Source organism: Ignavibacteriales bacterium, from assembly GCA_016214905.1.
Classification (GTDB): Bacteria; Bacteroidota; Ignavibacteria; order UBA10030; family SZUA-254; genus PNNN01.
This window is the reverse complement of sequence record JACRMQ010000007.1, coordinates 1227768-1250779: the sequence shown is the minus strand read 5'-3', so window position 1 is coordinate 1250779 and position 23012 is coordinate 1227768. Positions and strand designations below refer to the sequence as shown.

Genomic DNA, 23012 nt, shown 5'->3' with positions numbered 1-23012 from the left:
TTAGATGTTGGATAATGGATATTCGATGTTCGTTATTAAAACTATCTAACTAATAACTCACAACTCACAACTCACAACTCATAACTCATAACTCATAACTATTAAATATATTTCTTCAAAAACTCTCCCGTATACGATCTCTTACATTCCGCAATTTCTTCAGGTGTTCCAACCGCGACAATTCTTCCTCCTTCATCACCCGCATCGGGACCGAGATCGATAATCCAATCGGCACATTTGATTACATCCATGTTATGCTCGATGATAAGAACCGAGTTACCATTTTCAATCAGAGCGTCGAAACATTTAAGCAGCTTTGCTATGTCATCTAAATGAAGTCCGGTTGTAGGTTCGTCGAAAATAAAAAGTGTATGTTTTTGTTCATCTTGATTGCCGAGATGCGATGCGAGCTTGATTCGCTGCGCTTCACCACCCGAAAGAGTTGTTGCCGATTGCCCAAGCCGAATGTAGCCAAGTCCAACATCATCTAACACCTGAAGTCGTTTTGCCACACGTTTTCCAACCGCGTGCGATCCGAAAAAGTGGATTGCTTCTGTCACTGTCATATTCAAAACATCATCGATATTCTTATCGTGGAAACGTATCTCCAAGATCTCTTTCTTAAATCTTTTTCCTTTGCATACCTCGCAAGTCAACTCGAGATCGGCAAGGAACTGCATCTCGATTGTTTGTGTGCCGCTTCCTTTGCACGTTTCGCATCTGCCCCCGGGAACGTTGAAAGAGAAATGTCCGGGAGCGAATCCGTGCACCTTCGCCGATTGTGTTGATGCGAATAAATCACGAATTAAATCGAATACTTTTATGTAGGTAGTAGGATTGGAGCGAGGCGTTTTGCCTATTGGAGATTGATCGACCAATTCCACGCCCTCAACCGCTTCCGCACCAATGATTGTTTTGTGATGTCCAACTTTTTCCGAAAAATCTCCCTTGATTCTTTTCAGTCCGGCATAAAGTATCTCGTGAATGAGTGTACTTTTGCCGGAACCGCTCACACCTGTTACAGCAACGAATAGATTTAATGGAATTTCAACATCGATACCATTGAGATTATGTTCGGATGCGTCTTTAATTATGATTTTCTTTTGCTTCGGTTTGCGTCGTTTTGACGGAACAGGAATTTCTAACTCCCCGGATAAATATTTGCCTGTAAGTGAATTTTTATTCTTCAACAATTTTTTATAATCGCCCTGAAAAACAATTTCACCGCCGAATTCACCCGCCCGCGGACCCATGTCAACAATTTCATCGGCAGATTTCATCATGTCGGCATCATGTTCAACAACGATCACCGTATTACCAACATCGCGTAACGATTTCAAAATACTTATGAGTTTCTCATTATCGCGAGGATGCAATCCGATACTTGGTTCATCCAAAACATAGAGCGAGCCGATCAGAGATGAACCGAGAGCGGTCGATAGATTTATCCGCTGCGATTCCCCTCCCGATAAAGTGGAAGAAAGCCGATCAAGAGTAAGATAACCGATTCCTACGTTAACAAGATATCCCAACCGTTTCTTGAGTTCATCTAAAATTCTTCTCCCTATTTCAAAATCATAATCGGATAATTTTAGATTCCGGAATAATTCCCGGGATTCATTAATCGTCATCCGCACCACATCATGAATGGTGTTACCGTCGATTTTGATGTTGAGCGCTTCGGGCCTCAACCTCGACCCGCCGCACAGATCGCAATCGGTGTATCCACGGTAACGGCTCAGTAAAACCCGATAATAAATTTTATAACTTTTCCGTTCAACCATCTTGAAAAAATCTCGGATTCCCTTATAATAGCCGGTGCCATTTTCAATTATGCTTATTTCCCTGTCGGTCAAATCGCGATACGGAATATTCACGCGAATTTTTTCGTCGTAAGCAATCCTGAGAAGCGCACCCAGCCACGAATGCCATTTAGGTGTATTCCAAATTTGAATTGCGCCATCGCGAATGGATAAATCTTTATTCGGAACAACGAGGTCCATATCAACACCAACAGCGCGGCCGAAACCCTCGCACTTAGTACAGGCACCGAATGGATTATTGAAAGAGAAAAGTCGCGGATCCGGCTCTTCGAACCGAATACCGCACGATGAACACTCGAAATGCTGGTTGAAGCGAAACTCTTCACCGCTTGAGACTAATTTTATCACAGCGTATCCGGAGCCGTGCGTGAATGCCGTTTCTATCGAATCGGCAATTCGATTATCAATTTTATCCCGACGATAAATCAACCGATCCACCAGGGTCAACACTTCGTTAAGTTTTGCTCTTGGAGGAATCGGTTTTTCATTCAAATCAATAATTTCATTTTTATAAAGGAACCTGAAAAATCCTTGTCGTTTAAGATTATCGAACTCTCGTTTAGGGGTAGCATCTTTATGGTGATGAATTGGAAATAAAATATATAATTTAATATCTTCCTGCCCGACGCTAATCGATTTAAGTTTTTCCAAAATGCTACTTACTGAATCTTTCTGCACAAATTTTCCGCATTTCGGACATACCGTTTTCCCGATTCGGGCGAATAGTAAACGAAGGTAATCATAAATTTCGGTGGTAGTGCCAACGGTCGAACGTGGATTACGGGTAGATGTTTTTTGTTCGATTGCGATTGCAGGACTGATACCCTGGATGAAATCGACATCAGGTTTGTCCATCCTTTCCAAAAATTGTCGGGCATAAGATGATAGCGATTCAACAAACCTGCGCTGTCCCTCCGCATAAATAGTATCGAAGGCGAGGCTCGATTTCCCTGAACCGCTTACACCTGTGATTACCACAAATTTATTCCTCGGAATCTCGAGCGAAATATTTTTGAGATTATGGACCCTGGCACCGCGTATTAGGATGCCATTTTTTCTTTTCGATTTGGATCTCTCCAATAAATTACCCTATCGGATTTATATTACTTTAATTTGATGAAATCAGTTTTACCGGATATCAAAATTTAACCTTTTCGCTGTTAAAAGCAAGTATTTATCAAACTTCACGCTTTGAAAAATTACGTAATTAGATGAATAATTATATTATTTTTATTCATCGCTTGACCTTGATTTAAATTTTCCGTAACATCATTAATTATAAGTTGAGTTTAGGATGCCGGGAGTAATATTTGTTATTGTCGGACGATGTTGGCGGAAGCACTTCTCATTATCCAGAGGTAAGCTTAAAATGCTCGGAAGTTTGTTTGCTTTTTATCAAAAATATTATTCAGTTATCTTCATTTTTACGATCGTCCTGCTGGTTGCGTTCGCATGGTCGCAACGGTTCATTCAAGATGACGCATTCATATCTTTCAGGTACGCTCAAAATTTCATCAATGGTGAAGGTCTTGTCTGGAATTCAAACGAGCGGGTTGAGGGATATACAAACTTTCTATGGACAATCTTGATTAGTGGAGGAATAATTTCCGGCATTAACCCGATCACTTGTGCGTATCTGTTGGGATTAATATTTTTCACAATTTCAATAATAACAACTTACAAAACTTCTCGTCTGCTTTTCGAAACAAAAGAGATGTCATTCATAGTTATGCTCTTACTCGGTTTGAATTACACATTTTTATCATATGCAACAGGCGGGCTTGAAACACAAATGCAAACTGCTCTGTTAATTCTTGGTTTTTATTTTACACTGAAAATAACAATCGGCTCCAATTTTGAACATAAATATCTGTTCGTTACTTCAATATTATTTGCACTCGCCATTCTAACCCGTCTCGATTCGGGAATAGTTATTTTGTTATTGACGATATTTATCGGGAATAAAATATTCTCGCTTAATTTTCCTGCCCGAATAAAAATCAGGTATTCACTATTTCTTACGGCACCGATTATGATCATAGTGGGATCGTGGTTGTTATGGAAGCTATCATACTACGGCAATATTTTACCGAACACCTTTTACGTCAAAGCTTCTGCAATCACTTCCCCGCTCAAAGGATTGAAATATGTATCGACATTTATCTTCAGTTATTTGTTGTTTCCTATTTCAATCATTTCGATTTTTGCAGTGAAATCGATATTCAAAAATAAAATTTCACACATAATCCTTCTCTGCTCGCTGATCGGTTTATGGCTCGCGTACGTGATTAAAATCGGCGGGGATTTTATGGAATTCAGATTTTTTGTTCCTATTATGCCTTTCATTTTTATTCTTTTTGGTTGGGTGATCTTTTACTTTATCAAAAATCGGATTTACCAGTGGGTGTTGACCTTTCTCATTCTTTCCGGATCGGTTCACCATGCTTTAACATTCGCGCTTGATAAAGATGAACGTATCGAGCCGATACACAATCTTCACAATCATCTTTTCGCTGAAGATGAAAATTGGTCGGGGATCGGGAAATCATTACATCAATATTTCAACCATGTAAAAAACATGACTATCGGAGTCACAGCAGCAGGTGCCATACCATATTTTTCAGAACTCCGATCGATTGATATGTACGGACTGAACGACCGATATATCGCAAGAGAAGGGGCAGTAACGGGAATCACTCCGGGGCATCAACGGATGTCGACGTTTAATTACCTTGTCAATCGTGGTGTGAATCTCGTGATCGCGCATCCAAAAATCTTGAAGCAATGCGAAGATGCAGGATGTTATCTCCCGTCGCTTCCTTCAAATCCGAATGACAGGATTACGCAAACAAAGGTGGTTGAAATTCCAATAGATTCAATTTATAAATTTCTCGCGTTATATCTGACTCCTCATGCTGAAGTCGACAGTATTATCGAACAGAATCAATGGAAAGTGCATTTAATCTCCCAGAAATAAAAATGGGCAAACATATTTGCCCATAATTTATTAAACTATTTCGATCTTTCTTTTACTTCTTCACATAAATATATAATTCTTGACCGGGTTTTACCGCTATTGATTTCAGAAGATTCCATTTGATAATTTTTTCAGGTGTAACGCTGTATTTCTTCGCGATCGTCGTCATCGACTCGCCTTTAGCCACTGTATGAACAATCAACTCCCCTTCTTCATCCGATTCTGGCGGTTGCTGAGTTTTTGGTTGCTCGAATTGTTTTTTTAATTCCAGTTCTTGCTTAGGTGCAGCAACTTGCGCCTTTGGAGTTTCTTTCTTCGGTTCAACTATTGGTTTTGATTCCTTCTCTTTTGTAACCGGAGCTATTTGCTTTTCAACTTGTTTGGGTGTTTCTTTCGACGCTTCAATATTTTGTTTTGCCGGTGCTAGAACAGGTTTTGGTTTTTCAATCACAGGATTTGATACTTCCGCAGACTTCACTTCTTCTTTCTTAATCGGTGTCTTGTCAACCGCGATTTCTGTTTCAAGTGATGGTTTTACGCCCGCAATCGGCTTGACAGTCGGTTGTAATATCTGCTGAACTATCCATTTGTTTACAATGAACAATTGAGGAGATCTCGCAGAGCGCACGAAATATTTTCCGGAGTCAGGTAATACAGGATAAAATGAAAGCGATATTTTATCCGCGCCGTTAACAGAAACAATGATCGGTTTCGAGTTTATATCGGTAACTGTGTCGACGAAATCGTCGGCACGCAAATTTGAAAGCGTGTTCAGAAGCGGATTCAACTCATTATTATCGATAACCCTATCACCGATATGCCAACCGTCAGATTCACGGTTGAAAAGAAATTCTTTTGCGGCAGTTGTAATTGTTATTTCTTTTATCGATTCAGTCATGGTTCGATATATTGATTTATCGCGCCAGTCTTTCACGCTCTTGTTGACGTTCCATGTGTCCACACCTTCACCGAGATAAACTTCTTTTGAATCGGGAAGACGGAAATATAATTCTGAAAATGAAGGACCCATTTTCCCGATAATCAAACTAGTTGTTTTTGCATTACGATTGGTGAATGTCAATCGCGTTCCGGAAGAATCGACTTGAAATAATTTTTGCTTTTCAGGATTGGATGAAATCAGACTGCCAATCTTAAATTGTGAGAAACCGTTCAATAATTGCGCAATGGCAACCGGATCGGCTGTGGCATGAATCGGCGAGGTAACTTCCCATTTTCCACCGATATTCTCCAACATGATACTGCTTTTAGGTTGAACAATTTCGATTTTAACCACAGCTCCCGAATCGATCTTTACCGCAGCGAGTGGAAGGTCATAACTTACTTCACGTTCGCCTGACGATGGCAAAATCAAAATCACTATGACAACAAGAATTACAAGTACTGCGATCAGAATTTGAGTTGTTTTATTCATCGAGATTTCCCATTTAAAATAATCACAAACCGCGTGCTTCTAATTTTTTCCGTGTTGCAATGCGCATCCGCCACCGGACAACTCCGATGACGATAATTAAAAATGGAGGAACAGCGAGATTGATGCCTTTGATCCACGATTTCGTTCCTTCGCTGACCTCATCCAACGGTTTCATACCGCTTTCACGCGAGCGGATGGCAGCAAGGCCGATGTCGTCAGCCAGCCAATCGATCATATTACCTACAAGCAGAAAATTATCTTTATTTCCACCGGAGAATTGATCTTGAACAAACTCACCATCGCCCACAACAATAATCTTCGATAACTTACTCGTTACCAGCCGGTTTGTTGAATCAAGCGAACCGTGGAAACTTGAATCGACCCCGATCGGTTTGTTGCCATAAGCGCTCGCGAACGATCCTTCCACTGTAACTGCGAGCGGTATCCCTTTTTCCGAGAACATTTCTTTTGTCGCTTGCATAGTTGGGCTTATAACGAAAACATTTTCCTGTCTGCCGCTTTTATTGGATGTTCTGACCAGAACTTGTGGCACGAGCCCTTTTGAACGTATCATGCTTGTATCGATTGAGCTTGCAAAATAAAACACGACCGAACTTAAATCTTTTACTATCGGACTTGATTTTTCGAATTCAGCGGCACGCGGTAAATAATAGAACGGTACCTGGTTTTGAATCACCATATAACCTGCCTGCTGCTGAACTGTTACATACGCGCAACTTATATCACGTACAAGATCGGTGTTGATGCGCACTCCGTACGATTCGAGCATGTCATCGAGATTGAGATTGAGCGGTTGTCCATATTGAGTTTGAAGAGAAGCATTCACTTTATTCAGGAAGAATGCTATCTTACCACCCTTCATTAAATATTGATCGATAAGAAATTTTTCCCAACCTTTAAACGGTTGCGTAGGAGCAATCATCACCAACGCCGCAATGTCACTCGGTATTGGTTTACCGTTACTTAAATCGACGGTTGTAACCTCATATTGTTTTGCCAGAATTTCTTGGAGTCGGCTCATCTTGGGTAAATCGGGTTCCCCCTGTCCGGACAAGAAACCTATCTTCTTCAATTCTTTCGATGTCATCTTTTTAACCGCCGAACTTATCTCATATTCCATGTTAAGCGTAGATTGGATGACCGGCACTCGTTCCTGTTTATCACCGTATAAGAAAACCATTCCCATATACGCTTTTTCAATTTGAAGTTTATCTTCTTTCAGCACTTGTACTTGAACGGGTGGAATTCCATATCGTTGTGCTTCTTGTTCTAATTCTTCTTTTTTACCCGGATCGATGAATTCATATTGAAAATTTCCGCCGGCATAAGCGCGGTATTCATCCAAAAGATCTCGCAGGTCACGGCGGTTGTTCTGGTAATCAGGAGGTAAGTCGGATGTGAAGTAAGCTTTCACCAAAAATTTATCGTCAAGAGTTTTAACCAATTCCTTGCTTGCCGGTGAAAGTGTGTAGATATTCAAGTTGGTCATGTCGAGTCGTCTAAAAAACCGCAAGCCGACTATATTAATTAAAACAATGATTCCTAGAAGGAGTATCAGACGGAAGATTACGTTTCTTTTGCTCATATTATTCTCCAATCCCTTATGCCCATCTGCGTTTCTGCAACACAACTGTTGCCAGATACAACGAGAATCCGATCATTGAGAGATAGTATAACAGATCACGAGTATCAATAACACCCCGGGCTATATTAGAGAAATGATAATCGATACTTATATATTCTAATACCATCGCGATCGTTGTTGGCAAATAAAATAAAACTTTATCCAGCATAAAAAGTCCGAACACTATGAACAGACTTACAATGAACGCAACGACTTGATTTTCCGTGAGCGAGGAACCGAAAATACTGATGGCAAGAAATACCGCACCAACCAGCATCAATCCTAAATATCCTCCGATAACCGCTCCGGTATCTAAATCTCCGATCGATGTTATTGTGATATAATATAAAAGCGTGGGCATCAGTGTAAAGAAGTATAGCGCCCATGCCGCAAGAAATTTACCGGCAACAATTTCGTACTCTTTTATCGGTTTAGTGAATAAAAGCTCGAGCGTGCCCGATTTTTTCTCCTCGGATATCGAGCGCATGGTCATGGCTGGAGCAAAAAACAATAATAGGAACGGTGTCATTTCGAAGACAGTTCTGAGTGTCGACATATTATTCAAAAAAAGATTACTCACGAAAAACCATCCCAGGATCGTGAGGTAAACAACGATGATTATATATGCGACGGGTGAATTGAAGAAGGAGCGCAGTTCCTTTAAATATATATTTTTTATATTTTGAAAGTTCATTTTGTCACGTCCGATGTTAGTTGCCGGAAAATATCTTCAAGACTTGTTTGGGCACGGTGCAGTTCAAGCAGTCCCCAATTTTTTTGCACGCACATTTGAAAAAGTTCTTTGCGGATATCGATCGCAGTCGAAGTTTCAACGCTGAACCGTTTCACATTGTCTCTCTCTTCGATAAGAGAGACGGTTTCAATTGCCGGGATGGTTTTAAATTGCAAAGAGACCATCTCGAACGATTGTCCATCGGGGAATTCAATTTCGAGCACAACTTTTTCCCCTCCGTGCAGACTTCGCTGCAAATCAGCAATCGGTCCGTCAGCAACTATTTTACCACGGTTGATAATTACAACACGATTACATGTGGCTTGAACTTCGGGTAAAATATGCGTTGAAAGAATAACGGTCTTTTGTTTGCCAAGTTCCCTTATCAAACTTCTAATCTCAACTATTTGATTCGGATCGAGACCGCTGGTTGGTTCATCTAGGATCAATACCTTCGGGTCGTGAATCATTGCCGCCGCCAAACCCACACGCTGCCTGTATCCTTTCGATAACTGACCGATATCTTTATGTTTCATTTCACCCAAACCGCACGCTTCCACCATGTCTCTCATTCGTTGAGAAACATAAGACTTCCCAACACCTTGCAACTGTGCCGTGTATTCTAAATATTCAAGCACATTCATATCGTGGTAGAGAGGATTTTGTTCAGGTAGATATCCGACTAATTTCCTTACGGCAAGTGAATCGGTTTGGATATCGTGCCCCTCCACTTTGATTGAACCGGCGTTCGGTGAAAGATAACAGGTAATTATGCGCATGGTAGTTGTTTTACCCGCGCCATTAGGTCCAAGGAATCCTAAAATTTCACCTGAATGGACTTCAAAGGAGATGTCTGAAACCGCTTTTGCATCTCCATACAATTTAATTAAATTATTTACTTGAATTGACATCGCGCTTCTAAACGATGATTGTGAAGAAAAGTGTTTTGATTTTCCATTATATGGATGAAAAATATCAAAAAAAAAATTGAAAAATGCAAGTTTGTAAACTTTAATCATTACTGCTCGTCATAATGATCTAGACATCAATGAAATCGAAACATTTCGAAGAATATATCGTTAATTTACTTGAACCTGATCAAAATATATTATAAGTGCCGTTCACATGAAATTTCTGACAATATTTTTTCTCCTTATTTTCCCTATCACCCTTTTGGCTTTCAACCTCGACTCTCTGGATTCAAGACCAATCCATGAAACCCATCGAATAATCGATCAAATCAAAATTGATGGAATACTCTCGGAGAATGATTGGCAGCGAACCGGTATAACCGAATTCACTCAGCGAGAACCTATCGAGGGAGCAAAACCAAGTCAGAGTTCTGAAGTCTGGATTGCGTACGACGATGAAGCAATTTATGTCGGCGCCAGATTGTCTGATGATCATCCCGATTCGATTGTAAGCAGAATCGGAAGGCGAGATGCTGAACTGAATTCGGATTGGTTCGCGATCGCATTCGATTCGTATCACGATAGGAGAACCGGATTTTTTTTCGGCGTTTATCCGAGCGGATCAATCCTGGATGGAATTTTGTACAACGATTCATGGGACGATAAATCGTGGGATGGCGTATGGGATGCAGCAACCACGATAGACGATAAAGGTTGGACTGCTGAATTCCGAATACCATATTCTCAACTGCGATTCACCGAACAGAACGAATATATTTGGGGAGTCAACATTGCACGCGCTATAGAGCGCACGAAAGAAGAGTTATGGTATGTAATGATTCCTAAAAAAGAAAGCGGTTTCGTTTCTCATTTTGCCGATCTGACAGGAATAAAAAATATACACCCTCCTGCGAGGATTGAAATTCTTCCGTATGTTGTCTCGAGTTTAAAATTAACAAATCAATTTGAAAAAGGTGACCCGTTCAATGACGGAAAAAATTTCTTGGGAAATGCCGGAGCTGATATTAAAATAGGTCTTGGAAGCAATCTAACATTAAACGCAACTATAAATCCCGACTTTGGACAGGTGGAAGTCGATCCGGCTGTAGTCAATCTGAGTCAGTTTGAAACATTCTTTGATGAGAAGCGACCTTTCTTTGTGGAGGGTTCTAACTATTTCAACTTTGGTTACGGCGGGGCGAATAATAACTACGGATTCAACTGGGGAAGCCCGGACTTTTTTTACAGTCGCAGAATAGGCAGACAACCACGGGGTGATGTTCAACATGATGGTTTTCAAGATTTTCCGGATGCGACAACAATTCTTGGAGCTGCAAAACTTACAGGAAAAATTGTCGAAGGATGGTCGTTGGCAACCGTTAGCGCATTGACCCAACGTGAATACGCCAAGATAGATGATGGAACCGGTAATAATTTTGAAGATGTAGTTGAACCGTTAACATCATACAATATTATCAGAAGTCAGCGTGAGTTTAACCAAGGGCGTCAAGCTTTAGGAATGATGGGTACTGCTGTCTTTCGCGATCTGAATAAACCATATTTAGTCGATCAATACAATCAGCGTTCGTATGTGGTTGGTTTAGATGGATGGACAAATCTCGATTCAGACCGAGAATATGTTGCAGCCGGATGGCTCGCGTCTAGTTTAGTTGAGGGATCTACCCAACGAATGATTGATTTACAACGCTCATATCTACATTATTTCCAACGTCCCGATCAAAATTATGTAACTGTTGATTCTTCGAAAACGAGTTTAAGCGGTTATGCAGGCAGGTTAGCACTAAACAAAGAAAAAGGAAACGTAATTTTTAATACTGCATTCGGATTTATAACACCCGGATTCGAAGTTAATGATCTCGGATTTCAGTCGCGCGCAAACACATTTAATGGACATATAGTTTTAGGATATCGGTGGCTGGAACCCGATGGTATTTTCAGAAGTAAAAACTTCCAAATTGCGACATTTAGAAATTTCGATTTCGATGGGAATAAATTTGGTGAAGGATATTTTCTATTCTGGAACGCGCATCTTATGAATTATTGGAATTTCGGCGGTCAATTTTCATTAACTAACCCCACATACGATCTCTTCTCGACTCGTGGCGGACCAATGATGAAAAATACTCGTTCCTATAATGCCGGTTTATTCGGTTCAACCGATTCCCGAAATCCAATCATTTATGAATTAGAGCTTGGTGCATCGCGTAGTGAATCAGGTGGTTCGTATATAGAAATTGAACCCGGAATTGAATGGAAACCAACACCAGGTATAAATTTTAGATTCAGCCCTGAATTTAGTCGCGGATTGACAACAGCGCAATGGATACCTGATTCGAATCCGGTCATCGACTCGAATGCGATTCACACATACGGTAAGCGATATCTGTTCAGCCGTCTCGATCAGCACGAAATATCTGCAAGCATAAGAGTTGACTGGACATTTACACCAAAGCTAAGTTTGCAGATTTATTTGCAACCGCTTATTTCAGTCGGTAAATATTATGATTTCAAAGAATTAGCCAAAGCAGGAACGTTCACATTCAACCGGTATGGTGGAAACGGTTCCACAATATCATATGTCGATAGCACAGATAGTTACACGGTTGATCCCGATGGAACGGGTGAACGTAATTTCAATTTCAGTAATCCAAACTTCAATGACAAATATATTCGTTTTAACGTGGTGTTACGATGGGAATTTTTACCCGGCTCAACAGCATTCCTGGTTTGGACAAGAAGTGGAGATCATTCCGGCAATGCGGGAGATTTTAAACTTGGACGTGATTTCGGAAATCTTGTAAAAGCACCAAATCATGAAGATGTGTTTTTACTTAAAATTGCTTACTGGTGGCATCCATAGACTATAAGAAATATCTGATTCTGATCACGACATAAAGATTGACTCCTGTCGTCATCATTGATCAATGTTTTAGTGATGATGAAGATTACTTCTTTTTTCCCATTGTCCGATACTCAGAACCGCGTCTGCATCGGTCTTCAACTCTGACGTTAGGTGAAACTCGATTTCAGGAAACATCTCCTGCGCAGATTTAAGCGACCAAGTTCCTTCCGCAAGAAACACAGGATGTTCATCTTTATCAAACGCGATATGCTGCTTCTGCAATAAGTGAAAACGCTCGAGCTGATTGTCGTCAGCAGAAGTGAACCAGAAAGCTTTATAAATATTTAACGGGTGAAAATCGCACTCCGCGCTGTACTCATGCAGCAATCTGAATTTTATAACTTCAAATTGCATCTCACCGACCGTGCCAACAATCTTGATATTCCCTTGCTGGCGAAGAAATAATTGAGCGACACCTTCGTCGGAAAGCTGCCGAATTCCCCTGTTCAATTGTTTTGCTTTGAATGGATTTTTATTGAAAATCTGTCTGAATACCTCCGGCGAAAATCTTGGAATACCTTTGTAGCTGAACTGTTCACCTTCTGTCAGTGTATCACCAATTTTGAAATTTCCAGTGTCATACAATCCGATAACATCTCCGGGCCACGCTTCTTCTATAACGCTCTTTTCGTTCGCCATAAAGCTCGTAGGACTGGTGAAGCGTAGTTCTTTATCGAGCCGTGTGTGATAATAAAATTTATTCCGTTCAAACCTTCCGGAACAAACGCGACAGAATGCGATTCGATCACGGTGGTTAGGATCGAGGTTCGCGTGAATTTTGAAAATGAATCCGCTGAATGCATCTTCCGCGGGATCGACTTTTCTGACATTCGTCTCTCTAGATTGGGGAGATGGCGCGATTGTGACAAAAGTATCTAACAATTCTTTCACGCCAAAATTATTTATGGCACTACCGAAAAAAACCGGCGCAAGGTAAGCATCGCGGTAATGTTCTTCATCGAACGGTTCGTAAACTCCTTCAATGATTCCAATATCGTCACGAAGTTTTGCGGCTGAATCGGCACCGATATATTTATCAACCAACGGACTTGCAAGATCATCAAGAGCGATAATATCATCTGAAATGTTGGTTTTATTGGGTGAGAATAATTCCAGTTGCTTCTCGAATAAATTGTATACACCTTGAAAGCGGGTGCCGATACCGATGGGCCAAGTTAGTGGCCGACTATGAATGCCGAGCTCCCGTTCAAGTTCATCTAAAAGCGCGAACGGATCTCGCCCTTCTCTGTCTAATTTATTGACGAACACGATAACCGGTGTGCTTCGCATGCGGCACACGTCCATAAGCTTCCTGGTCTGTTCTTCCACACCCTTCACACAATCTATAACAAGGATTACGCTGTCGACAGCCGTGAGAGTTCTATACGTATCTTCCGCAAAATCTTTATGACCCGGTGTATCCAAAATATTAATCTTATAATCTCTGTGTTCGAACCCCATTACTGAGGTTGCGACCGAAATTCCACGTTGTTTCTCAATTTCCATGAAGTCGGATGTTGCTGTCTTTCTGATCTTATTGCTTTTTACAGCACCCGCAGTATGGATTGCACCTCCAAATAAGAGCAGTTTCTCTGTAAGTGTGGTTTTCCCTGCATCCGGGTGACTGATAATGCCAAAAGTGCGGCGTCGGGTAAGTTCGGTATGTTTCATTAATGTTTGTTTGGAATTTTTATTGAATTATTATCGGATTCAAGAGCGGGACATCCATCATGCCCCGAATTGCAAAGGATGGACTACAGTTGCGTAATAGTTATATGGATAAAATGGAGAATCATTCAATCCTAAAATACAAAAACTTCGCGATAGAGCCAAATTTCCTTTCCCTTTTTGAAAACATCACCGGGTGTTTCAATAATATATTTTACGAGCAGGAGATTATATAATCCGTAATACTTTCTTCACCTTTAATCTCTGGGATCTTTTTGGAAGGATTTTCAATCTGAATGGTTGGAGTGATCTCTCGTCAATGAATTGGTTTCAAGAATCTCCAACACGTTAAACTATGTTATCGTTCAAATATTCCTGTGATACTCGATGATGTAATTACTTTACCATCGATTGTTTTTTCGAAAGCAGTTAAACTTGAGTTAGCAGTAAGATCTATTTTTTCCACATCAAGCGCGTAAAGCGTGATGACATACGGATGAGGTCCGGAACCTTTGGGGGGTTGCGGTCCACCATAACCTAATTCACCATAAGAATTGTAAAGCTCTTTTGAACCGGAGGGCATTTTCTTTCCCGAAACATCTTCGGCAAGCACGCTAATGCCGACCGGGATATTGACTGCAAGCCAATGGATCCAATTCCGGGCTACCGGATGCGGATCGATAATCGAGAGTGCGAACGATTTTGTTCCCTCCGGTGGATTCTCCCATTCAAGCGGAATTGAGATGTTCCTCCCCCCGGCAACACCCGAATGAGCATACTTCGTTGGTATCGGCTCGTCATCTTCAAATGCCGATGATTTAAGATTCATATTCTGAGCCAGCTATTATTTCTTCTTACCGCTGAAACTCGCGGTTGCGCGGTCAACAGTTTCGTAAGTATCAAAAACTTTCACCAATTGAGTGATGATGAAAAGATTCTGAACTTTTTTTCCAACTCTCGCTAATTTCAATTCACCTTCGGCATTACGCATTGTTGTCAGAGTTGAAATCAGCGTACCCAGTCCGCTGCTGTTCATGTAATTCACTCCTCCCAGATCGATAACAACTTTTTTTACCTCATCACCCACGAGACTATGAATTTTATCTCTCAGGGTGGTTGTATCCGGTTCACCCAGAAGATCGCCTTTTAAATTGAGTATCGCGATATCGTTTTCCATTTTTTCTTTGATTACCATATATTCCTCACTGTTTGAATTTTGATTTCTTTATTTGAATTCTGAATCTTACGAAAGTATTGTTTAAAATGCAACTTTACACATTTTATAAGTTTTCCGTGAAGAAATGTAAAATCTGATCAGTTTTTATGATTCGATTTTTTACCGATATTTTTGTAGATTCAATTATGGAACAAAAAACGATTATCATTATTGGCGGTGGAATGGGTGGTATTGTTACAGCACGAGACCTGAGAAAACACATTGGCAGCCAACACAAAATTATCGTTATCGACAGACATTCTTATCATGCTTTCCAACCATCATTCCTCTGGATTGTGATCGGATGGCGCACTCCGGCAGCAATCACAAAACCATTTACTTCCCTAGAAAAACACGGAATAGAATTTCAACAAGCAGAGGTAATATCGATTGATAAGAATGATAAAATCGTTGTGACAGACCGGGGAAATTTTCATTTTGATTATCTGGTGATCGCACTTGGAGCTGATAACGAGTTACCGGCAGAGTTTGCAGTCGGCAACCGCGTAAATACATTTTACACATTCGAAGGAGCTGTTGAGTTAAGCAAGATTATCCCGATATTTCCGGGCGGTAAGATTGAAATATCTCAATTAAGTAATGAGGTTAAATATCCGTTTGCTCCATTCGATGCCGCTTTTCTGCTCTCGTCATTTTATCAGAAAAGAGGAATCGGTAATATCGAGATCATATTGAATTCACCTAACCAAGAACCGCTTCCATTCGCTCCATCAGAAATCAACATTCAGATGCGAAAACTTCTGGTTGATCAGCATATAAATTTTTTACCCAATACCCAACTTGACAAAAATCCTGATGATCCAATATCTCGAATCACCTTACAAACGAAATCATCCGAACCAGATATATCGATCATAGTTCCCCCTATGAAACCGCCTGATGCTCTTCGATTATCAAATATGTTGGATGCATCGGGCTGGATCAAAGTGAACAAGCGAACTATGCAAACCGACTTCAACAACATCTATGCTATTGGCGATTGCATTAATATAAAGATGGAGAATGGTCACATTCTTCCGAAGGCAGGGATATTTGCCAACAATCAAGCCGAAGTTGTAGCATTTAATATTGCTCAAGAGCTGCAGGAAAATTCTGATAGGAAAGAATTTTCCGGTTATGGATTTTTTTTCCTTGAAACCGGAAATGGCAAGGCATCATACTTACATGGAAACTTAATAAACACTGAAAAATCTGTACTATCCTGGACAGACCCGAATGTTACATTGCACTGGAGTAAGGTAGTATTGGAAAAATATTGGCTTTGGCGTTGGCTTTAGGGGAAAAATATTTTTCTAAATTAGGGAACTTTCATTTATCCGGACGATGTTACGTAATATGAACGGCATCCTTCCGATTGGATGTGGAATACGTAACGATACGGTGGATATGTAGAAGGATGAACGTTTAGCCGCTTTAGGTACCCCCTAGAGCGGCTTTTTTATTTAATCCAATTTTTCCATTGCTTATCTTGCATTTTTCTCGTATATTTTGAAGTATTTTTAATTTCCTGAACATTTTTTCAAAGGATAACCTACACATGCCTTTAATGACACAAATACGTGAGAGATTAGCGACATTTTTCTCAATATTCGCCGGAGTTTTCGTTATTTACATCGTTCTCGATTGGGGAATGGATATAACCGGACGAAAACAATCCCGGATGCAAATAGAATCACAAGAGATTGGCAAAATTAACGAACGTGCTATCACATCAAAAGAATTTGCCGAGATGTTTCGGAAAGCCGTTGACAATCAAAAAGCCCAAACCGGAACAGAACCCGATGAAAACCAGCAACAATCGATCCGTGATCAAATTTGGCAGCAATTGGTAGAAGAAACCTTATACGATGAACAGATCGCTAAATTAGGGATCAAAATCACCGACCAGGAGATCGTTGACTGGGTAAAAGGTGAACAACCACCTGAATTTTTAACAAGACAATTTACAGATTCAACGGGTCAATTCAACAGACAGGCATATGATGCTACTATAATGGATCCGAAAAATAAAGGTATCATGATACAGATAGAAGAGCTTCTACGCAGACAGCGTCAGCGTGAAAAACTCCAAAGTATAATTACCGCAAGTGTTAATGTATCTGAAAATGATGTTTATCAAAAATTTTCTGATCAGAATATAAAGTACGATGCCGATTACGCATTCTTCGATCCGAATACACTCATACCTGATAACGAAATTTCAGTATCAGATGACGATCTCCGCAATTATTTCAATGAGCATTCTGAAGATTATAAAGTTGAAGCCACCAGGAAATTGAAATATGTAATATTCAATGAAGTACCTTCAACGACCGACACGAACGATGTTATAGCTGAACTGCAAGACATCATAAAACGTGCGCAAGCCGGAGTTGATTTTGATACTCTGAAAAATATGTACAACGAAACAAATGTAACCGAATCGTTTGTCGCACATGGACAGATGAGTGCTGAAAAAGAAAATGCTTTATTTCAAGCCAAGGTTGGAGATATTGTTGGTCCCGTTAAAGATTTTGACGGTTTTCATCTGATGAAAGTAACTGCCTTCCAGCCCGGCAAGAATGAATTTATACATGCAAGCCATATCTTGATAAAAATTGAAAATAATGACAGCGCTGCCGCATTCGCAAAAGCAAAAAATCTTTTCAATGACATAAAGAATGGAAAAAATTTCGCCCAGATTGCGAAAGATAATTCCCAAGATCCGGGTTCTGGCAGTCGGGGTGGCGACGTAGGTTGGTTCAGCAAAGGTAAAATGGTTAAACAATTCGAAACAGCCGCCTTCAAAGCGAAAGTTGGTGAGTTACTCGCTCCCATTAAATCGGATTTCGGGTATCATATCATTAAAGTTCACGCACGGGACAATCGTGAGGTAAAGTTTTCGGATATCCATATGCAGATCCGGATCAGTTCCAGAACTCGCACGAATATTTCTCAGCAGGCTCAAGACTTTGCCTACCTTGCTCAGGAAGGTGATTTTGAGAAGGAGGCTCAACAGAGCAAATTGAATGTATTGGAAACTTCTTCGTTTCAGAAAGACGGTGGAATTTCGGGAATCGGAATGAACAGCACTGTTAACAAATTTGCTTTCTCAAACAAGGTTGGAACGGTGAGTCCGCTCTTTTCAGTTACGAATGGATACGGCGTTTTCAAAATAACAGAAGTGAAAGAGGCCGGCATTCGCCCATTTGATGAAGTTAAAACGGTTGTTGAAAGTCGGCTCAAACGAGATAAGAAATTAGAAAAAGTAAAATTGATAGCTGCAGAAACCCGTAAATCTATATCGCAAACGGATAGTCTTCAAAAATTATCTCAAATGAATCCGAAAATTAATGTACAGCATCTAACCTCGTTTTCTTTATCGGGTTATATCCCCGGAATCGGCCGTGATCTTGGATTCTTTGGTGGGATCAGTCAATTAAATACAGGCGATCTTTCTCAGCCAATTGAAAGTCAACGAGGCGTTTATTTGATAAAATTAATTAATAAGTCGGCATTCGATTCAACAGTCTACACTTCTCAACGTCCTATGTTACGGAATCAATTGCTCAGCGAAAGGCGAAATCGCTTCTTCAGTCAGTGGATTGAACAGCTCAAGAAGAATGCGGATATTGTTGACAACCGAGATAAATTTTACAGATAGATCTTATTGAACAGAAAGGGATAGCTCGTGCGCTTAATTAGCGGCACGATATTGCCACTCCTCCTCCTTTTTTCCGAAATGCTGCCGGCTCAAAACCGGCAGCAAAGCGTGACACTCTCCGGATCGTTAACAACCACATCAAAAATTTATCATCATTCCAAAGATTCCGATCCTGCAATCCGAAATCAATATTTTTCTATCGATGAAATTTGGGGATTTGGAATCGATTACCGATTTCCCCTCTCTGATGGTCAAACAGAACTAGGCTTCTCCATTGAATATCTTTCAGCTCATACAAATAAAATAAATCTATTAGACCCATCGAACCAGGGAAAAATAGTCGATGGATATTATGCCATTCCTATTGAAGCATCTTCGTATTTCAAATTACCGATCGGAATACAATCGCTTACATTTTATATCGGCGGGGGAATTGGATTATATTTTGGAGGACGTGATTTATCAATAGACGGAATCGAAAATCATATAAACCATTTTTCTCCGGGCGCGGGCATTCACATCCTGACAGGTTGTGAATATAAATTAACATCGATATTCTCTGCACGTACAGAAATTAAATTTAGAGAGGTACAATTCTCTTCAGAAAGTGACAAAATCGAATTAGCTAATAACTCAACGCTTCCATTTTCTATTGAGTCCAGTGACTCGCGGGTAAGCATAGACGGTCTGTTACTCTCTTTAGGAATCGTTATTAAATGGTAACAGAAATATTTCCAAAAAATAATATTTTCCTGACCGGATTTATGGGTAGCGGCAAAAGTACGCTGGGACCCATCATTGCAAACACGATCGGTTACAGATATACAGATCTTGACAGGGAGATAGAAGAAAAGGAAGGCAAATCGATCACTTATATTTTCACGGAAAGAGGTGAAAAGTATTTTCGAAAAATCGAGAATATTATTCTTTCCGAACTTTCATTGAATTCCAGACAGGTGATCTCGTTGGGTGGCGGGACATTACAAGATGATGATAATATGACGATAGTCAGTAAATATGGAATATTGTTATATCTAAAAATCGATCCGGAGTTATTGATCAAGCGTTTAAAAAACAAGTTAGACAGACCGTTGCTTAGGAGCATTAACGGTGAGAAATTATCCGGTGATGAACTGAGAAATCGCATTTATTCGCTCTTACACGATCGAGAGAGTAATTATCATCAGGCTGATCTGATCGTAGAGATAAAAAATGAAAAAATAGGATTAACTGTAGACAGGATCGTTAGGGCATTAAAACCATTGATTTCCCCTTAATAAATAAGCCCTACCAAAGGTGATAGGGCTTATCTTTAATTTCAAGGAGGGTATAAATACCCTCCAGATCGTCTCCCAACCTAATCACAATTTCCCAATGATGTAAATTTTAATTCTATTTAACTAATATCATTTTTTTTGTTTGGGAGAAGTGATTGCCGTTCTTCCCCGAAACTTTCAAATTATAGAAATACACACCAGACGCTATCGTTGATCCGTCAAATTTCCTCTCATATCTTCCTTGGTGTAATTCACCATCTTCGATTACGACCACTTCGCGGCCCGACATATCAAAGATCTTCAGCGCAACGTAACTTGGTTCGGCAATGCTGAACGATATCAAAGTTGAAGGATTAAACGGATTTGGAAAATTTTGCTCCAGATTAAAAGCTGTTGGCGTCGTTATGTTCTCATCTTTAATCCCCACTGCATTTACAGTTTTGAACATTCCTCTTCCATGAGTCGCTGCAAATAAATATCCGTTATTGTTCAAATCCAGATCTGCAACCGAGACATTTGCCATACCACTGTTTTGCTGCGTCCATGTTGTACCACCATCGTTCGATTCATATACTCCAAGATCCGTTCCGAGGAAAAGGTGGCTCACATTCACCGGATCGATTATTATTGCATTTACCGGTATGTCGGGTAAATTTCCACTTTTATTACTCCAAGATGTACCGCGGTTTGCAGTAAAATATAAATGCCCTGTACCGTAGCCAGAGAAACATACATACGCGCTATCTCGATTATTCGGATCAACTGCGATAGCTGTTACACGGCGATTAGGGATCGGAGCTACCGTAACATTTGTCCAGTTCGTTCCCGTATTGGTGGTTACCCAAACTTTTGCTGTACTTGTTCCGCTCCCGCCGGTACCAACATAAATGGTGACACTCGAGCTTTTTGCAATTCCTATAGCAGTGATGATTGCTCCTGTACTTCCGGCTCCATCCCCCGTAAGGTCACCGCTGATACTCGTCCAAAGAGTGCCGCTATTTGTTGTTCGGTAAATTTTATAAGTTCCTGCAACTAAGTTTGAAGGATTCCCCGGATCCATCGTGTAAGGTGCGATAAAATCTACACGATCTGTGGTACCATCATAATAATTAGGTCCGGTTGGAATTCCATTCATCGCCTTATTCCAACTGCTTCCCCCATCAGTAGACTTAAAGATTGTTAAATTTACATATTCGGTAAAGATGATATTCGGAGAATTATAATTAATCCACACATCACCGCCATCACCTCCGAACGCCGATTGCCAAGTCGTTGGTGTTGTAGTTTTTAATGTTCCGTTATCCTGGGTACCGCCGAAGTACGCGGCGATTGTAGGATGCACAGCCCCGCTATAAAATTGTATTGTGCTAAAACCGGAATTCATATCGTTGAATGAATTACCGCCTGTCGTAGATTTAAAAACTCCGCCATCGCAACCGAAATAAACGGTTGAATAATTATTTGGATCAATCGTTATCGCATGTTGATCTACATGTACATACGGTGCACTGTAACCATCGCTTAATCTATTCCATAAGGAACCTCCGTTAGTCGTCCGGAATAAGTTAATTCCTCCCACATAAACCGTATTCGTATCCGTGGGATGAGCCGTGATAACATTGTTGTACCAACCCTGACCTCCGAGGTGTGTTCCGCTTACATTAACAGTATAATCATATGGTGTTGTAAGAGTAACCCACGATGTACCGGAGGTATTAAGTTTATAAATACCATGAGTGTAATAATTCGAATCGGCGACACTTGCGAATAGTACTGCAGGATTTGTTTTAGATATAGACAAACTGATCCGGGTATACTTCAACGTAGTCGCGGGAAAACCGGTTGCTAATTTAGTCCAGCTTGTTCCGCCGTTGGTTGTTTTATAGACGCCATCAGAACTGAATAATCCAAACGCGGCGTACATGGTGTTTGAATTATTAGGATCGAGAACAAGATCGGTACAGAATTTCGACGTGCTCGGGGTTGTAATTTTCGACCAGCTTGCACCTGCATCTGTTGATTTCCAAATACCTTCCGAATTATTCGTTACTGCAGCAAACAGAATGTTAGGATTATCTGGACGTATGACAATTTTATTGATGAAATAGTAATAATAATTAGCGCCTGCACCGACAAAATTATTCAAGACAGTCCATGTTGCACCTGCATCTGTTGATTTCAACACACCAATCCCCCGAAGTGCATCATAATTAAAATATCCCTCGCCGGTACCTGCATAAATAATATTTGAATTTAAGGGATCGATAGTAATGCAACCTATTACCATGTTCGAGACAAAATCTGAGATGGGAGCCCAACCCGAACCGCCATTGGTGCTCTTCCAAATTCCCCCGCTAACAGATCCGGCGTAGATAATATTTGAATTCGCAGGATCGACAGCTATTGAGCGGACCCTTCCACCCACATTGGATGGTCCAACCGATGTCCAGGTTACCGCGTTGACAGAACCGGATTTTGATAAATTAAATTTCTTGATATGGTCTTCTGCCTTTTCGCGCCAGCCGTAAGGAATTTTCCCTGTCGGGTACGCTCGTTGATCATTATACCATTTCATCGCCTCCATCGCGCCGGTTGACTTAAGATTTGATGGTATTGATTCTACACCCGTTTTGCCGGCCACCGTTGTTTTTTGAACATCATCGAATCGGGTAACAAAAAAAGTTACCAAAAACAGTGTGATAAACATTATGATTGAATAGTGAATCGTTTTCATTTTCATCCT

Annotated in this window: 15 protein-coding genes; 6 read left to right on the top strand and 9 right to left on the bottom strand. The window is 40.5% G+C overall.

All coding sequences use genetic code 11. The features are described 5' to 3' along the window. Window positions 1-101: 101 nt before the first annotated feature. Window positions 102-2903 (bottom strand): excinuclease ABC subunit UvrA, encoded by a 2802-nt coding sequence (gene uvrA / locus HZB59_12370; protein ID MBI5022223.1) that lies wholly within the window; start codon window positions 2901-2903, stop codon window positions 102-104. Window positions 2904-3117: 214 nt separating this feature from the next. Between uvrA and HZB59_12365 the strand changes: the two genes are divergently transcribed. Continuing rightward, a complete protein-coding gene (locus HZB59_12365) occupies window positions 3118-4800 on the top strand; it encodes a hypothetical protein (protein MBI5022222.1) in 1683 nt (560 codons plus the stop codon). A 52-nt stretch (window positions 4801-4852) separates the two neighbouring features. On the opposite strand, the gene HZB59_12360 is transcribed toward HZB59_12365, so the two are convergent. The 4 genes from HZB59_12360 to HZB59_12345 form a co-directional block, all read right to left on the bottom strand. Further along, window positions 4853-6232, bottom strand: a complete 1380-nt coding sequence (locus tag HZB59_12360; GenBank protein MBI5022221.1) for a DUF4340 domain-containing protein — start codon at window positions 6230-6232, stop codon at window positions 4853-4855. A 22-nt stretch (window positions 6233-6254) separates the two neighbouring features. Then, window positions 6255-7838 carry a Gldg family protein gene (locus tag HZB59_12355; protein ID MBI5022220.1) on the bottom strand — a complete coding sequence of 528 codons (1584 nt, stop codon included), beginning with the start codon at window positions 7836-7838 and terminating at the stop codon, window positions 6255-6257. Between the two features lie 16 nt (window positions 7839-7854). Then, the gene (locus tag HZB59_12350; GenBank protein ID MBI5022219.1) at window positions 7855-8433 is read right to left on the bottom strand and encodes an ABC transporter permease subunit; all 579 of its coding nucleotides are present in this window, start codon (window positions 8431-8433) and stop codon (window positions 7855-7857) included. 134 nt (window positions 8434-8567) lie between these two features. Continuing rightward, window positions 8568-9521, bottom strand: a complete 954-nt coding sequence (locus HZB59_12345) for an ATP-binding cassette domain-containing protein (GenBank protein ID MBI5022218.1) — start codon at window positions 9519-9521, stop codon at window positions 8568-8570. A 214-nt stretch (window positions 9522-9735) separates the two neighbouring features. Between HZB59_12345 and HZB59_12340 the strand changes: the two genes are divergently transcribed. Next, a complete protein-coding gene (locus tag HZB59_12340) occupies window positions 9736-12402 on the top strand; it encodes a carbohydrate binding family 9 domain-containing protein (GenBank protein ID MBI5022217.1) in 2667 nt (888 codons plus the stop codon). Window positions 12403-12471: 69 nt separating this feature from the next. On the opposite strand, the gene HZB59_12335 is transcribed toward HZB59_12340, so the two are convergent. The 3 genes from HZB59_12335 to HZB59_12325 form a co-directional block, all read right to left on the bottom strand. Beyond that, a complete protein-coding gene (locus tag HZB59_12335; GenBank protein MBI5022216.1) occupies window positions 12472-14115 on the bottom strand; it encodes a peptide chain release factor 3 in 1644 nt (547 codons plus the stop codon). Between the two features lie 355 nt (window positions 14116-14470). After that, a complete protein-coding gene (locus HZB59_12330; GenBank protein MBI5022215.1) occupies window positions 14471-14941 on the bottom strand; it encodes a YbhB/YbcL family Raf kinase inhibitor-like protein in 471 nt (156 codons plus the stop codon). Between the two features lie 15 nt (window positions 14942-14956). Then, window positions 14957-15307, bottom strand: a complete 351-nt coding sequence (locus HZB59_12325; GenBank protein ID MBI5022214.1) for an STAS domain-containing protein — start codon at window positions 15305-15307, stop codon at window positions 14957-14959. 128 nt (window positions 15308-15435) lie between these two features. Between HZB59_12325 and HZB59_12320 the strand changes: the two genes are divergently transcribed. From HZB59_12320 to HZB59_12305, 4 genes are all read left to right on the top strand, one after another. Further along, window positions 15436-16626: an NAD(P)/FAD-dependent oxidoreductase gene (locus HZB59_12320; GenBank protein ID MBI5022213.1), complete on the top strand. Its 1191-nt coding sequence runs from the start codon at window positions 15436-15438 to the stop codon at window positions 16624-16626. 260 nt (window positions 16627-16886) lie between these two features. After that, window positions 16887-18992, top strand: coding sequence for a peptidylprolyl isomerase (locus tag HZB59_12315; GenBank protein MBI5022212.1), 2106 nt, complete (start codon window positions 16887-16889; stop codon window positions 18990-18992). A 27-nt stretch (window positions 18993-19019) separates the two neighbouring features. Then, window positions 19020-19715, top strand: a complete 696-nt coding sequence (locus tag HZB59_12310; protein ID MBI5022211.1) for a hypothetical protein — start codon at window positions 19020-19022, stop codon at window positions 19713-19715. Then, on the top strand, window positions 19709-20269 hold the full coding sequence (locus HZB59_12305) for a shikimate kinase (GenBank protein MBI5022210.1): 561 nt from the start codon (window positions 19709-19711) through the stop codon (window positions 20267-20269). Before HZB59_12310 ends, HZB59_12305 begins: the two co-directional genes overlap by 7 nt. A 115-nt stretch (window positions 20270-20384) precedes the next feature. Here the strand turns inward: HZB59_12305 and HZB59_12300 are convergent, their stop codons facing one another. Then, entirely contained in the window at window positions 20385-23003 is a 2619-nt protein-coding gene (locus HZB59_12300; protein ID MBI5022209.1) for a T9SS type A sorting domain-containing protein, read from the bottom strand. Window positions 23004-23012: the final 9 nt, after the last annotated feature.

What these genes read in the sequence shown, in the direction of transcription:
- HZB59_12345 (MBI5022218.1), bottom strand. Translation starts at nt 9,521, where the DNA reads ATGTCAATTCAAGTAAATAATTTAATTAAATTGTATGGAGATGCAAAA.
- HZB59_12320 (MBI5022213.1), top strand. Translation starts at nt 15,436, where the DNA reads ATGATTCGATTTTTTACCGATATTTTTGTAGATTCAATTATGGAACAA.
- HZB59_12360 (MBI5022221.1), bottom strand. Translation starts at nt 6,232, where the DNA reads ATGAATAAAACAACTCAAATTCTGATCGCAGTACTTGTAATTCTTGTT.
- HZB59_12335 (MBI5022216.1), bottom strand. Translation starts at nt 14,115, where the DNA reads ATGAAACATACCGAACTTACCCGACGCCGCACTTTTGGCATTATCAGT.
- HZB59_12330 (MBI5022215.1), bottom strand. Translation starts at nt 14,941, where the DNA reads ATGAATCTTAAATCATCGGCATTTGAAGATGACGAGCCGATACCAACG.
- HZB59_12350 (MBI5022219.1), bottom strand. Translation starts at nt 8,433, where the DNA reads ATGTCGACACTCAGAACTGTCTTCGAAATGACACCGTTCCTATTATTG.
- HZB59_12325 (MBI5022214.1), bottom strand. Translation starts at nt 15,307, where the DNA reads ATGGTAATCAAAGAAAAAATGGAAAACGATATCGCGATACTCAATTTA.
- HZB59_12305 (MBI5022210.1), top strand. Translation starts at nt 19,709, where the DNA reads ATGGTAACAGAAATATTTCCAAAAAATAATATTTTCCTGACCGGATTT.
- HZB59_12315 (MBI5022212.1), top strand. Translation starts at nt 16,887, where the DNA reads ATGCCTTTAATGACACAAATACGTGAGAGATTAGCGACATTTTTCTCA.
- HZB59_12365 (MBI5022222.1), top strand. Translation starts at nt 3,118, where the DNA reads ATGCCGGGAGTAATATTTGTTATTGTCGGACGATGTTGGCGGAAGCAC.
- HZB59_12355 (MBI5022220.1), bottom strand. Translation starts at nt 7,838, where the DNA reads ATGAGCAAAAGAAACGTAATCTTCCGTCTGATACTCCTTCTAGGAATC.
- HZB59_12340 (MBI5022217.1), top strand. Translation starts at nt 9,736, where the DNA reads ATGAAATTTCTGACAATATTTTTTCTCCTTATTTTCCCTATCACCCTT.
- HZB59_12300 (MBI5022209.1), bottom strand. Translation starts at nt 23,003, where the DNA reads ATGAAAACGATTCACTATTCAATCATAATGTTTATCACACTGTTTTTG.